The 13792-nt window shown below is 47.1% G+C and carries 12 protein-coding genes; 10 read left to right on the forward strand and 2 right to left on the reverse strand.

Annotated features, from left to right (window positions below):
- Position 1: 1 nt before the first annotated feature.
- Positions 2–184 (reverse strand): hypothetical protein, encoded by a 183-nt coding sequence (locus P150_RS0100540; protein ID WP_028896016.1) that lies wholly within the window; start codon positions 182–184, stop codon positions 2–4.
- Between the two features lie 194 nt (positions 185–378).
- Between P150_RS0100540 and P150_RS0100545 the strand changes: the two genes are divergently transcribed.
- From P150_RS0100545 to P150_RS0100560, 4 genes are all read left to right on the forward strand, one after another.
- A complete protein-coding gene (locus P150_RS0100545; RefSeq protein WP_028896017.1) occupies positions 379–1755 on the forward strand; it encodes a S8 family serine peptidase in 1377 nt (458 codons plus the stop codon).
- A gap of 14 nt (positions 1756–1769) precedes the next feature.
- Positions 1770–3095 (forward strand): exodeoxyribonuclease VII large subunit, encoded by a 1326-nt coding sequence (gene xseA / locus P150_RS0100550; protein ID WP_028896018.1) that lies wholly within the window; start codon positions 1770–1772, stop codon positions 3093–3095.
- Between the two features lie 5 nt (positions 3096–3100).
- Entirely contained in the window at positions 3101–3289 is a 189-nt protein-coding gene (xseB, locus tag P150_RS0100555; RefSeq protein WP_028896019.1) for an exodeoxyribonuclease VII small subunit, read from the forward strand.
- Between the two features lie 111 nt (positions 3290–3400).
- Positions 3401–4417 (forward strand): branched-chain amino acid aminotransferase, encoded by a 1017-nt coding sequence (locus P150_RS0100560; protein WP_028896020.1) that lies wholly within the window; start codon positions 3401–3403, stop codon positions 4415–4417.
- A gap of 315 nt (positions 4418–4732) precedes the next feature.
- Here the strand turns inward: P150_RS0100560 and P150_RS0100565 are convergent, their stop codons facing one another.
- Positions 4733–5332: a DUF4738 domain-containing protein gene (locus P150_RS0100565; protein ID WP_028896021.1), complete on the reverse strand. Its 600-nt coding sequence runs from the start codon at positions 5330–5332 to the stop codon at positions 4733–4735.
- A gap of 278 nt (positions 5333–5610) precedes the next feature.
- Between P150_RS0100565 and P150_RS0100570 the strand changes: the two genes are divergently transcribed.
- The 6 genes from P150_RS0100570 to P150_RS0100595 all read left to right on the forward strand — a co-directional run bounded on the left by P150_RS0100570 (position 5611) and on the right by P150_RS0100595 (position 13276).
- Positions 5611–6555: a serine O-acetyltransferase gene (locus tag P150_RS0100570; protein WP_028896022.1), complete on the forward strand. Its 945-nt coding sequence runs from the start codon at positions 5611–5613 to the stop codon at positions 6553–6555.
- A 133-nt stretch (positions 6556–6688) separates the two neighbouring features.
- On the forward strand, positions 6689–8185 hold the full coding sequence (locus P150_RS0100575; protein ID WP_028896023.1) for a class I SAM-dependent RNA methyltransferase: 1497 nt from the start codon (positions 6689–6691) through the stop codon (positions 8183–8185).
- Entirely contained in the window at positions 8175–10385 is a 2211-nt protein-coding gene (locus tag P150_RS0100580) for a S9 family peptidase (RefSeq protein WP_028896024.1), read from the forward strand. The genes P150_RS0100575 and P150_RS0100580 overlap by 11 nt, the downstream gene beginning before the upstream one ends.
- 150 nt (positions 10386–10535) lie before the next feature.
- Positions 10536–11804, forward strand: coding sequence for a phosphoribosylamine--glycine ligase (gene purD / locus P150_RS0100585; RefSeq protein WP_028896025.1), 1269 nt, complete (start codon positions 10536–10538; stop codon positions 11802–11804).
- A 102-nt stretch (positions 11805–11906) separates the two neighbouring features.
- A complete protein-coding gene (locus P150_RS0100590; RefSeq protein WP_028896026.1) occupies positions 11907–12851 on the forward strand; it encodes a hypothetical protein in 945 nt (314 codons plus the stop codon).
- Positions 12824–13276, forward strand: coding sequence for a YqaA family protein (locus P150_RS0100595; protein ID WP_028896027.1), 453 nt, complete (start codon positions 12824–12826; stop codon positions 13274–13276). Before P150_RS0100590 ends, P150_RS0100595 begins: the two co-directional genes overlap by 28 nt.
- Positions 13277–13792: the final 516 nt, after the last annotated feature.

Genomic DNA, 13792 nt, shown 5'->3' on the forward strand with positions numbered 1-13792 from the left:
TTTATAAGACACGGATGATGAGAAACCACCCCTGTTCAGCCTCGAACGCCTGCCGTATGCCCACACAGGCAGAATCATATCCTTGCATCCCTGTTCGCTTCCTGTCTTTATTCCCTGCGTTGGGGCTTATCCTGAATCGGGTAACGACGCTATTGTCATCTGTTTGTAAGTATTTGAAAATCAATGTGTATTACGCCTGTTTTCATTTGTGCGAAGAATGCACGCCAATCTTCGCACAAACGCGCTGCAATCTTCGCAAGAATGCAGCGCAATCTTCGCACGTTTGAAAACCGTCTGAAATTCTTTTGTTGCGCATCTGGAATTATTTCCTTGCCTTTTGTGCAGAGAATGCTGAATATTCTTATTATCTTTGCAACTATGAATAGAATGGATTTAAAGATATTGCTGGCGTTTTGGCTTTCTTTCTTTGCCAATATGGCAATGGCTCAAAACGATGAAATGGTATATATGTATCGTCTCACGCTGACCGACAAGCACGGCACGCCCTACACGCTGACCGCTCCCGAGCGATTTCTCTCGTGGAAAGCCATTGAGAGAAGGCGAAAGCAGCAGCTTCCGATAGATTCTACCGACTTGCCCGTTTCGCCGAAATACATTGAGCGCATCGAGGCAAAGGGTGTAGACATAGTGGCGAAGAGCAAATGGAACAACACCGTTCTGGTGCGCGGCAGAGATATGAAGAAGATTGAAACGCTCTCGTCGCTGCCCTTCGTAGCCTCTATGAAAAAGGTGTTTGGGATAGACGCCGGAGCTTACCGTCAGTCCCGGCGCGTGGAATACCAAGAACAGCTGGCACTTACCGATACAACCCTGCACGACTACTACGGAGTGGGGCAGAAACAGATTGAAGCCGTGAACGGACGGAGGCTGCACGAACGGGGATTCACGGGTAAGGGAGTGACCATCGCCGTGCTCGATGCTGGTTTTATGAATGTAGACAAAATTCCGGCATTCGGAAATCTCAGCATCATAGGCACGAGGAATTTTGTGCCTGATGGGGGCGAGGATATTTACAAGGAAATGGATCACGGCACGAAAACGCTTTCCACGATGGCTATGAACCGTCCGGGAGTATTCGTGGGTACGGCACCCGATGCCGACTATTGGCTGCTCAGATGCGAGGAACACAATTTTGAGAGTTCGGCCGAAGAGGATTATTGGGCGGCTGCCGTGGAGTTTGCCGATTCCGTGGGCGTGGACGTTATCAGTTCTTCGCTCGGCTATCACGAATTCGACGATGGGGCTACGAGCTATAAATATGCCGATCAGGACGGAAAGACGGCACTCATTTCGAGAACGGCGTCTATGCTGGCTCGTAAGGGAATCGTACACGTGAACAGTGCGGGCAACGACGGCGTGCGTCCGTGGAAGAAAATCAATGTGCCGGCCGATGCTCACGACATTATTACCGTGGGGGCTATTTCGCCCGACAGCATCAATGCAGGCTTCAGTTCGGTCGGACCTACTGCCGATGGGCGTGTGAAGCCCGACGTGATGGCATACGGATGTCCGTCGAGCGTGGTTTCCGGCCGCGGCTATCTCTCCAGAGAAAACGGAACGTCGTTTGCCTGTCCGATAGTGGCAGGTATGGTGGCTTGCCTTTGGCAGAGTATGCCCGGGAAAACGGCTTTGGAAATCATAGAGACAGTAAGAAAGTCGGCAGACAGATACCATACGCCCGATAATATTTTCGGCTACGGAATCCCCGATTTCGACAATGCCGGGACACAATAGCACCTATTTAATATATGCACGCACTGTCATTATACGAACTTAACTCCATTGTAAGCGAGGTTATCCACACCACGATGTCGCGCTCCTATTGGGTTGAGGCCGAGGTTTCGGAAGCCCGTGAGCGCAACGGACACCTCTATCTGGAACTGATTCAGAAGGAGGAAGGAACGAATACGCCCATCGCACGTGCCTCGGCTAAGTGCTGGAGGTCGGCGTGGAGCCTTATAGGGCCTCACTTTGAACGTGTGGCAGGGCTGCAAGTGCGTGCCGGACTGCAACTGATGGTGCAGGTTCACGCCCAGTTCCACCCACAGTTCGGTTTCTCGTGGATTGTGGACGACATCAATCCGGAGTACACAATGGGAGATATGGCGCGCAAGCGTCAGGAAATCATCAGACAACTGAAGGATGAAGGCGTGTTCGGCCTTCAGAAAGAACTGAAAGTGCCGATGTTCGCGCAGCGCATTGCCGTCATTTCCTCGGCTTCGGCGGCAGGCTATGGTGACTTCTGCAATCAGCTCTCGGACAATGAATACGGATTCGCCTTCTCCATAGAGCTTTTCCCCGCCACGATGCAGGGCGAGCAGGTGGAGCAGAGCATCATCTCGGCTTTGGACGCCATCAATGCAGAAGAAGACGCATTCGACTGCGTTGTCATTATCCGCGGAGGTGGTGCGACGGCAGATTTGAGCGGGTTCGACACGCTGCTGCTGGCCGAAAACGTGGCAAACTTCCCTCTGCCGATTATCACCGGCATCGGACACGAGCGGGATGAGAGCATACTGGATATGATTTCAAACACACGTGTGAAGACTCCGACGGCCGCCGCAGCCTTTCTTGTGAACAATCTCGCCAACACTTTGGGTATGATTGAAGACGCACAGACGTCTGTTTTCCGTTATGTGCAGAACAGAATGCAGATGGAAAAGATGAGGCTTCAGCGACTCTCGACGGGCATAACGATGCAGTTCTCTATGATGAAGACACGTCAGGAGGGTATGCTCGACGCACGGTTTGTGCGTCTTTCGCAACGGATTTCGGAGGCTTTGTCGGAGAAGCGGCTCAGACTGGAAATGATTTCAAACAGATTGCTGCCGCTCGCAGATAGAAAACTTACGGCAGAGAAGCACAGGATGGAACTTCTTGCGCAGCGTGTGGAGTCGGTTGATCCGAAGAGACTGCTGCGATTGGGATACAGTATAACCTATCATAACGGGCGTGCCGTGAAGGATTTGAAAGAACTCTCCGTAGGCGACGAGCTCACAACAATGGTTGAGAACGGCATCATAAAATCTGCCGTAACGGAAAATATCATTAATAAAAGGAAAAGAAAGGCTTGAAAGATATGAAACAGATAAAATATGAAGAGGCTGTGAAGCAGCTTGAGGCTATCGTGATGAAGATGGAGAACGGCGATTTGGACGTGGACTCTATGGCCGGGGAACTGAAAAAGGCGCAGCAGCTCATCAAGTTGTGCAAGGATAAACTGAAACATACGGACGAGGAAATAAAGAAACTATTGGAAACGGAATAAAGGAAGTGTTTCCAGTTTCTAATATTTTTTTCGGATTTTGTTGCCATTTACAATTTATCTTTGTATATTTGCAGAAATTGGACTTAAAATAATCTTTAGAAGTAATACATTATGAAAAATTTAGACTGGGCTAACCTTTCCTTTGGCTATTTGCCAACAGATTACAATGTACGCTGTTATTATCGTGACGGCAAGTGGGGCGAAATCGAGGTATGTTCCGATGAATATGTGAAATTGCACATGGCGGCTACTTGCCTGCATTACGGACAGGAGGCTTTCGAGGGGCTCAAGGCCTATCGCTGCCCTGACGGCAAGGTGCGCTTGTTCCGTCCCGAGGAGAATGCAGCCCGCTTGCAGAATACTTGCCGCGGTATCGTGATGCCGGAAGTGCCGACAGAGCTTTTTGTTGAAATGGCAAAGAAGGTGGTTCGCCTGAATCAGGAATACATTCCTACCTACGAGAGTGGGGCTACATTATACCTCCGTCCTTTGCTGATCGGTACTTCGGCTCAGGTGGGCGTTCATCCAGCAAAGGAATATATGTTTATGATTTTCGCTACACCGGTAGGTCCTTACTTCAAGGGTGGTTTCTCTACCAATCCTTACGTTATTATGCGCGACTTCGACCGTGCCGCTCCTCTCGGAACAGGTACTTACAAGGTGGGTGGAAACTATGCTGCCTCTCTCCGTGCCAATCAGATTGCACACGAGAAGGGCTATGCTTCGGAGTTCTACTTGGATTGCCGCGAAAAGAAGTATGTTGATGAGTGTGGTGCTGCCAACTTCTTCGGTATCAAGAACGATACCTACGTAACACCGGCATCCACCTCTATCCTTCCGTCTATCACGAACAAGAGCTTGATGCAGATTGCCGAAGATCTCGGTATGAAGGTGGAGCGTCGCCCGATTCCTGAAGAGGAACTGGCAACATTCGAGGAGGCAGGTGCTTGTGGTACGGCTGCCGTTATCTCTCCAATCTCCCGTCTCGACGACCTTGAGGAGAACAAGAGCTATACTTTCGGCGAAAAGCCGGGTCCTTGGTCTACAAAGCTCTACGAAACGCTGCGTGGAATCCAGTACGGAACTGTTGAGGATAAGCATAATTGGACCACGGTTGTGATTGAATAATCACTAAATAAGTTCAGAAACACACCATAATATATTTATTTGGTTGTGCTGAATATATAAAAAAAATGACGAATCACGTGTCTGATACGTGGTTCGTCATTTTTAGATAAGTGGACGAGTTTACGAGTGAACAAGGAGACAAGTAGACGAGGTTACGAGTGGACAAGTTTACAAGTATATTACTTTCGGTATGCACAGAAAGAGGGTAGGATAATAAGATGGGGATGGAAAATGCGTAGCAAATCTACTCGTCCACTTGTCCTCTTGTAAACTTGTCTCCTTGTTCACTCGTAAACTCGTCTCCTCGTCCCCTCATCACATTCCGTCTTCTTCGGCCATTTCCAATTCCGTCTTCTTCGGTTTCTGCTCGTCTGTGTTTGTGTCTACCTGAATGGAACTCGAGATATTTACCGCACCGAGATTACTGATAGACACATCAATAGGGATAAACTCATCGCTGTTTGGGTCGGGAGAGCCAACGCTGGCACCGAACTTCACGTAGTTTCCTTCCACGGTGTCATACATAAAACCTATGAGTGCGCCGTTACGTCCGTATTGGTTGTCGGTATATTCCTTGAAATCGCTCTTCGTAAATGTCTTTTTAAAGAATACGCTGCCATCCTCACGAATTATTTTTACATCAACCTTGTTGTCGTAATACTGTTTTTCGCCATCCGTAGCCATTGCCAAGCTCTTATCGGCATATCTGCTGATGGTAACGGTGTAATTATTGCCGAGCCATTCTATGGACTTTTTGTAGTTGTGGTTTGACATCTGCTGAGGTCCTGACGGAGCTTTGGGCTTCGGTGCAATCTTGGTAATGATATCTTTGGTTTCCTTCTGTTCCTTTTTGCAAGAGCAGATTCCCACGGTAAGCATTCCCAATAGAACGACGAGAGAGAGAGATTGTTTCATAATCATCAATTAATGATGCAAAAGTAAGCATTTTTCTTTTATTACACAATATAATAGCATAGTTTATTGTGATGATGGGTGGGGGGAGTAAGGGAACGAGAGGGATAAGGAAACAAGGATGCAAGAGAACAAGGAGACGAGTAGAGGAGAGAACAAGTGGACAAGGGACAAGGGAACAAATGGAGGAGGAGATAAGTTTACAATTTTTCCCCGATAATCATTGTATAAACTGATAGAATTGATTATCTTTGCAGAGTAATTACATTTTGAAACAATCAATGAGTAGACAGGACATCACTCAGCAACTCATCAATACCGTGGATGAGCTTTCAGACCCAAAGGCTTTGCAGGGGCTCTTCCACGAGCACTACGATGGCGACCCACTCCCTTCCGGAAAGGAGTTGGAGGAGATTATAGAACTTTCAAGGGCTGTTCTTTTTCCGGGATTCTATGGAAACTCGTTCGTAAATATACAGACCACAAAATATCAGATAGGGGTAAACGTGGAGCGATTGCACAAGTTGCTCACGCGTCAGGTGCTTGCAGGGCTTTGTTTTAATGAAGACTGCCATTGTGCGCACATTGAGGACATACGGAAATGTATGCGGGAAGAGGCTGAAATGATAGCGCAGAGGGTGATTGCAAAGTTCCCCGCTATCCGGCAGATGCTCTCAACCGACGTTCAGGCAGCCTTCGAGGGCGATCCGGCCGCAAAGAACGAAGGAGAAGTGATTTCCTGTTATCCGGTAATCAAGGCATTGACCAACTATCGGATTGCGCACGAACTCTATCTGGAGGATGTGCCGCTGATTCCGAGAATGATGACCGAACTGGCGCATTCTGAAACCGGTATCGACATTCATCCACGTGCAACCATCGGCACGCACTTCACGATTGACCACGGAACGGGCGTGGTGGTGGGTGCAACCTGCGTCATAGGCAATCACGTGAAACTCTATCAGGGCGTAACGCTCGGCGCAAAGAGTTTCCCGCTGGACAAGGACGGCAAGCCGATAAAGGGCATTGCGCGCCATCCGATTTTGAAAGATGGAGTGGTGGTGTACGCCAATGCCACCATTCTCGGGCGAATTACGATTGGAGAGGATTGCGTCGTTGGTGCCAATGTGTGGGTAACGCACGATATGGAACCGAGAACGAAGAAGTATAGGCAGAACAAGGAAGATAGGCTGGATGTCAGGTTTGATGAAGGAGAAGGGATTTAGGTGTCTTCCCGAAGGCATAAATGCTTGTTGTTGCCTATTGTAGAAGAAGGAATTAATAAAAACTATAATAAACTAAAACTTCTCACGGATGTGATAACGCACGCAGCGTGAGACTGTTTAATTGAAAAAATTGATGGAAGAATTTGAACTCATCGCCAAGACCTTTATGGGACTTGAGCAGGTCTTGGCACAGGAGCTCACCCAACTGGGTGCTAACAACGTACAGATTGGTCGCCGTATGGTGTCGTTTACCGGTAACAAGGAAATGATGTACCGCGCTAACTTCCAGTTGCACACTGCTATCCGAGTGCTGAAACCTATTGCGCACTTCAAAGCCAAGAGCGCGGAAGATATGTACGAGGAGGTAAAGAAACTTGATTGGAGCAAGTATATCCAGAAAGGAAAGACTTTCTCTGTGGATTCAGTGGTTTATTCTGAGGAATTTACCAACTCTCGCTTTGTAACTTACAAGGTAAAGGATGCCATCGTGGACCAGTTCCGCGAAAAGACCGGCGACCGTCCGAATATCTCTGTCAGCAATCCCGACATCCGTCTGAACATCCATGTTGCCGAAGACAATGCAACTTTGTCGCTCGATTCGAGCGGCGAATCGCTGCATCGTCGTGGCTATCGTCAGGAAAGTGTGGAGGCACCATTGAATGAAGTGTTGGCGGCCGGTATGATTCTTATGACGGGTTGGAGGGGCGAAACGGACTTTATCGATCCTATGTGTGGTTCAGGTACGCTGCCGATTGAGGCTGCGCTGATTGCGCGCAATATCTCGCCGGGTGTGTTCCGTAAGGAGTTCGCATTTGAAAAGTGGCCTGACTTTGATCAGGAACTCTTCGATTCAATCTATAATGACGATTCTGCCGAACGAGAGTTCACGCATCATATCTATGGTTACGACATCGAAATGAAGTCTGTCAATACTGCTCGCAGAAACGTTGCAGCGGCAGGTTTCTCTCGTATCATTACCATTGAGAACAAGGATTTCAAGGATTTCACGCAACCGGAGGAAAAGAGCATCATCGTGATGAATCCTCCGTATGGCGAGCGCATTTCCACGCCAAACCTTCTCGGCACGTACAAGATGATCGGCGAACGGTTGAAGCATCAGTTCAAGGGAAACGAGGCTTGGGTGCTTTCTTATCGTGAGGAGTGTTTCCGTGAAATCGGTTTGAAGCCCAGCATCAAGATTCCTGTTTATAATGGTTCTTTGGAATGCGAGTTCCGTCGTTATCAGATGTTCGACGGCAAGTTGAATGATTTCCGTGCAGAAGGCGGCATCGTGAAGACCGAAGAAGAGATAAAGGAAATGGCTCAGAAGCATCGCTTCAAGAAGAACCGTGAGTTCAAGAAGCGTATTGAGGAGACTGAGGAAAACGAAGAGGGAGACATTCGTTCATTTACTTTCCATAGCTTTGATCGCAAGAACTATACGGGCGACCGTAAGCAGAGGTTCGACGGAGAGCGTCGTGGAAGGCGCGACGACCGAGACGAGCGTGATGGACGCGACTTCAGGGGAGGCAAGAAGTTCGGCGACCGTAAGTCAGGAGGAAAGCGATTCGACAAGGGAGAACGAGACGGAAAGTTCCGTAGAAAAAATAATTACACAGATGAAGACTAAAACTTTAATCGCCCTTGTGGGTCTGGCAGGCCTGATGGGGCTTGCTGGTCCTACAAAGACTATGGCACAGAAATCATTTACCTTAGAAGATCTGAATTATGGTGGCACTAATTATCACAATATGCGGCCGGAATCGCGCTATACTGCGTGGTGGGGCGACGAGCTTGTTCGGTTGGAACAAGACTATTGTGCCAGAGTGAACACAACAAACGGCAGGGAGGAAAAGCTCTTTAAACTTTCTGATGTGAATACTTGGGCAGGTCTCACAGCGTCAGAAGAGCAGGTTCGACATCTTTACAATGCACGCTTTCCTTATGCTGACAAGCCTTTGGTACTCTTAATGAATGGCAAGGAAAACCTGCTTGTAAATTTCAAGACGAAGAAACTTGAAAAACGTTGGAACAGAATCCAAGGAGCACAGGCGAGAGAGTGGAATCAAACTTCGGGCGCAACTGCCTATGTTTCCAACGATCAGTTGTATGTGTCTGATGCAAAGGGAAATGTAAAACAGCTTTCAACCGACGGTTCACGCAGTATCGTGTATGGTCAGAGCGTTCATCGCGATGAATTTGGCATCAATGGCGGCTTGTATTGGAGTCCTTCGGGCGAGCGTCTCGCATTTTACAGAATGGATCAGAGCATGGTTACAGACTTTCCTTTGATGACCGTACAGGAAGTTGATTGGAGTCCGAAAGCAGGAGAGTCGCGTATGGCAACACCTGAGCCTGTTAAATATCCTATGGCGGGCGAAACATCGCATAAAGTAACCGTAGGTGTTTATGATTTGAGCACTCAAAAGACAGTATATCTTGAGGCAGGCGACCCCACTGACCGTTATTTTACCAACATTGCGTGGAGTCCCGACAACAAGACTGTTTATATGTTTGAGCTGAATCGCGACCAAAACGATTGCCGATTGGTTTCCTATGATGCCGTAACGGGTAAGAAAATAGCCGAATTGTATCGTGAAACCGACAGCAAATACGTTGAGCCATCGCATCCGATTATGTTCTTGCCTTGGAACAACGACCAGTTCATTATGCAGAGCCAGAAGGACGGTTACAATCATCTTTACCTATATAATAAGGACGGAAAGATGATAAAGCAGCTTACAAACGGAAACTGGGTAGTGATGGAAGTGCTCGGATTCAATGAAAAGCAGAAGAGCATCATCTATGCTTCCAACGAATGTTCGCCGATTCAGCGCAACACTTGGAGCGTGAATGTCGCAACAGGAAAGCGCATTTTGCTTGATAATGGCAAGGGATATCATCACGCCGTACTGAGCAATGGCGGCAAGAACCTGATAGATAACTACTCCGAACCGGATGTTCCAAAGAAGATAGACTTTATCAATGTGTCGGCTAAGCCATCACGCTATAACTGGCTCACGGCTTCGAACCCTTGGGAAGGCTATAATGTACCTGAATATACAAGTGGAACATTGAAAGCAGACGACGGAACTACTGATTTGTACTATCGAATGGTAAAGCCAATCGGCTTTGATCCAAACAAGAAGTACCCGACTGTCGTATATGTATATGGTGGTCCTCACGCATACAATGTTGATGCCAGTTGGCATTACGGTTCACGTGCTTGGGAAACCTATATGGCGCAGAAGGGCTATTTGCTTTTCATTCTCGACAACCGTGGTAGTGAGAATCGTGGAAAAGCCTTTGAACAGGCTACATTCCGTCAGTTAGGTCAGGTAGAAATGCGAGACCAAATCACAGGTGTAAACTATCTGATGTCGCTGCCTTATGTCGATCAGGACAGAATCGGGGTTCACGGCTGGTCGTTCGGTGGTTTTATGACCATCTCTTTAATGACAAACTATCCTGATATTTTCAAGGTTGGCGTGGCAGGTGGTCCTGTTATTGACTGGAAATGGTATGAAGCAATGTATGGCGAACGCTATATGGACACACCACAGACAAATCCTGAAGGCTATGCAAAGACCTCATTGCTTGCAAAAGCAAAGGATTTGAAGGGAAAACTTCAGATAATCACAGGTTTGAACGACCCCGTTGTGTTGCCACAGCATTGCTATTCGTTCCTCAAGGCTTGCATCGGAGTAGGCACACAGCCCGACTTCTTTGTCTATCCGGGCGAACCTCATAATATGCGTGGCCATCAGAGCGTACACTTGCACGAGAGAATCACGCAGTATTTTGAGGATTATCTGAAGCCTCTCCATTAAGATTTCCTCAAAATCGGAATGGAGAATGCTTACTGAAAATATCAAGGTGGCATATTAAAATCCATCAATACTCATTAATTATATAATCAGCAAAAACAGTATTCCGAGTGGAAACCCCTCCTTCGGGAGGGGAACTGGTAAGACTATAAGATGAAAATACTACTCTTAGGAAGTGGCGGCCGCGAGCACGCCTTGGCTTGGAAGATAGCCCAGAGCAGCAAGTGTGAGAAACTGTTCATCGCTCCCGGAAATGCAGGCACGGCAAACTGCGGCGAGAACGTAGCCGTCGGTGTGAACGAGTTCGACAAACTCAAGGATTTCACGGCCGAGAATAAGATTGATATGGTCGTTGTCGGACCGGAAGATCCATTGGTAAACGGTATCTACGATACTTTCAAGAACGATGCACGCACGGCAAACGTTCCTGTCATCGGTCCGTCAAAGGCAGGTGCAGTGCTCGAAGGTAGCAAGGACTTTGCAAAGGCTTTTATGCAGCGTCATAATATTCCGACGGCTGCGTATGGCACTTTCGATGGCACAATGATTGAGGAGGGATTGAAATTTCTCGAAACATTGCAGGCACCCTACGTATTGAAGGCCGACGGTCTTTGTGCAGGCAAGGGCGTTCTTATCCTTCCTACGCTCGATGAGGCCAAGAAGGAGTTCAGGGAAATGCTCGGTGGAATGTTCGGCAACGCATCGGCAAAGGTCGTTGTCGAGGAGTTTCTCAGTGGTATAGAATGCTCCGTGTTCGTATTGACCGACGGTAAGAACTACAAGATACTTCCCGAAGCAAAAGACTACAAGCGCATCGGCGAGCACGACACGGGTTTGAACACCGGTGGTATGGGCAGCGTGAGTCCGGTTCCATTTGCTACCAAGGAATGGATGCAGAAAGTAGACCGGAAAATCATTCGCCCAACCGTAGAAGGGCTGGCAAAGGAAAACATTGATTACAAGGGGTTTATCTTCTTCGGGCTTATCAACGTGGACGGAGAGCCAATGGTAATAGAATATAATTGCCGTATGGGCGACCCTGAAACGGAGAGCGTGATGCTGAGGCTGAAGAGCGACATAGTAGATCTCTTTGAAGGGGTGGCAAACTGCGACCTTGACAAGCGTCAGATTGAATTTGACGAACGTGCGGCAGTCTGCGTAATGCTTGTCAGCGGCGGCTATCCTGAATCTTACGCAAAGGGTTATCCTATCACAAGTATCAACGATGTGGAAGGCTCTGTTGTGTTCCATAGCGGCACGGCGATGAAGGACGGCGAAATTGTTACCAACGGAGGACGTGTCATTGCTGTGTCTTCCTACGGCAAGGACAAGGAAGAGGCTCTTCGCAAGAGTTTTACCGAAGCCGAGAAGATTGTTTATAAGGATAAATATTTCAGAAGAGATATTGGTCAGGACTTGTAGACAGACAGTGTTTCTGTCAGGATTCTGATATATCTCCTAACTCTATAAAGCCCATCTGGTTTGCTTTTCAAATTATGAAAAGCAAACTTAGGGCTGAATATTATGCAAAGAAAACGACTACAAAACAGAATATCAGAAAGCCGATGGTTGCTCGCTTTTGTTGCGCCGGTGGCAATTTCGGTATGGATATTGGTTTCATTCTTCGACCATTCAGCCATACCTCCAATGATTTGTTTGCTGTTCTCCACCTACCTGATGCTGGAGTTGAACAATGCCAACGCACTCATTCGCATTTACAGTCGAATGGTTTCGTGCACCTTCCTCGTCTTAACCACGATGGCCACCTTTCAGTTCACGTCCATTCGTTCGGCAATCGTAGTCTTGTGTTCGGTAGGGTTCTACACTTGTGCGTTTCGTTGTTATCAGGACACACGTTCGCAGGGATGGATTTTCTATGCTTTCCTCTGTCTGGGACTCAGCAGTATTGTGTGGATACAGACGCTTTTCTTTGTTCCGCTCCTGTGGATTCTCATTGCAACAAACCTCTTGGCAATGTCGCCGAAGAGCTTTGTCTCCTCCCTTTTCGGGCTTATATTTCCTTACTTCTTTTTCGTCGGCTACTGTTTGGCAACCAACAACATAGCTGAATTGGCAAACCATTTCACGGAAATAGCAAATTTTGGTTCATTATTGGATTACCAGAATTTGTCGCTCAATCAGATTCTTTCTTTTGCTTTGGTGCTCCTTTGTGCAGCCATCGGAACCATTCACTGCATTCTTCAGAAACGAAGCGACAGCATTCGCACACGTTTGCTCTACGGTTTCTTTATTACTGTGAACACGGCAGCCATCATCTTCATTTGCCTGCAGCCACAACACTTTGATACCCTGTTGAGTATCATCGTGGTTTCCACCTCGCCGCTCATCGGACACTTCTTTGCGCTTACTCATTCTAAACTTTCTGATTTCACGTTCAAGTCGCTCGTGTTCATCACGCTTGCGCTCTTGCTTTTCAATCTATGGACGTTATTATCCAATTTCTTATAGATTACGGCTATTGGGGTATGCTCATAGCGGCATTTCTGGCAGGAAGTTTCATTCCTTTCAGCAGCGAAGCCGTGATGTTGGGCCTGCTTGCAACAGGTCTCGACCCTATAACGCTCGTGGTTTATGGCAGCATTGGCAATATATTTGGCTCAATGTTCAACTATTGGGTTGGCAGAATGGGCAATCTCGAATGGATAGAAAAGTATCTCCACGTAAAGAAATCATCATTGGGCAAAGCCCAACGCTTTATGGCAGGTCGCGGTGCTTGGATGGGCATCTTTGCCTTTCTTCCTCTTTTGGGCAGTGCCATTACCATAGTGTTAGGTCTCATCCGTGCCAATATGCTCATCAGTTTAATCAGTGTTTCATTAGGCAAGATTGCCCGTTATGCAATTTTGATTTGGAGTGCTGCGCTGGTAATGTAATCAATCCGGTTCAGACTGCGCAATATTCTTGCTTTGTGCAGAGGATATCTGCAAGGTTTCGGAAAGCAATCTGATTGACTGGTTGTTTTTATCCGAATTAGGGATAAGAAAACAAAAGCATACAAGGAAACCTATTGGCAAATAGATTTTCTTTGATTTCGCTGTTTCCGTCTTATTAACTCCTTTTTCTTTTGGATAAATGTGCCCATATACTTGTAAACTTGTTCACTTGCAGCCTTGTTCTTCTAAGTCCGATAGCTATCCCGAACTTAGTCAGTTGTCTTAATTAGTCCCCAATTCATAACTACGCAAAAATATCATTGTTTTATTTTTGTAAGTTGCTGAAAATCAATTATTAAACTTATAGTTTCCAAACGTGCGAAGAATGAGTTCCATTCTTCGCAAAAATGCGCTGCAAATATGCGAAGATTGCAGCGCATTTTTCGGTTACTTACAAATCGTGTTTATTTTCATAATAGTTTGAATTTGGAAATACGAGTGAACAGATATATGATT

The organism is Prevotella sp. HUN102, from assembly GCF_000688375.1.
Lineage (GTDB): Bacteria > Bacteroidota > Bacteroidia > Bacteroidales > Bacteroidaceae > Prevotella.

What these genes read in the sequence shown, in the direction of transcription:
- P150_RS0100545 (WP_028896017.1), top strand. Translation starts at nt 379, where the DNA reads ATGAATAGAATGGATTTAAAGATATTGCTGGCGTTTTGGCTTTCTTTC.
- xseA (WP_028896018.1), top strand. Translation starts at nt 1,770, where the DNA reads ATGCACGCACTGTCATTATACGAACTTAACTCCATTGTAAGCGAGGTT.
- xseB (WP_028896019.1), top strand. Translation starts at nt 3,101, where the DNA reads ATGAAACAGATAAAATATGAAGAGGCTGTGAAGCAGCTTGAGGCTATC.
- P150_RS0100560 (WP_028896020.1), top strand. Translation starts at nt 3,401, where the DNA reads ATGAAAAATTTAGACTGGGCTAACCTTTCCTTTGGCTATTTGCCAACA.
- P150_RS0100565 (WP_028896021.1), bottom strand. Translation starts at nt 5,332, where the DNA reads ATGAAACAATCTCTCTCTCTCGTCGTTCTATTGGGAATGCTTACCGTG.
- P150_RS0100570 (WP_028896022.1), top strand. Translation starts at nt 5,611, where the DNA reads ATGAGTAGACAGGACATCACTCAGCAACTCATCAATACCGTGGATGAG.
- P150_RS0100575 (WP_028896023.1), top strand. Translation starts at nt 6,689, where the DNA reads ATGGAAGAATTTGAACTCATCGCCAAGACCTTTATGGGACTTGAGCAG.
- P150_RS0100580 (WP_028896024.1), top strand. Translation starts at nt 8,175, where the DNA reads ATGAAGACTAAAACTTTAATCGCCCTTGTGGGTCTGGCAGGCCTGATG.
- purD (WP_028896025.1), top strand. Translation starts at nt 10,536, where the DNA reads ATGAAAATACTACTCTTAGGAAGTGGCGGCCGCGAGCACGCCTTGGCT.
- P150_RS0100590 (WP_028896026.1), top strand. Translation starts at nt 11,907, where the DNA reads ATGCAAAGAAAACGACTACAAAACAGAATATCAGAAAGCCGATGGTTG.
- P150_RS0100595 (WP_028896027.1), top strand. Translation starts at nt 12,824, where the DNA reads ATGGACGTTATTATCCAATTTCTTATAGATTACGGCTATTGGGGTATG.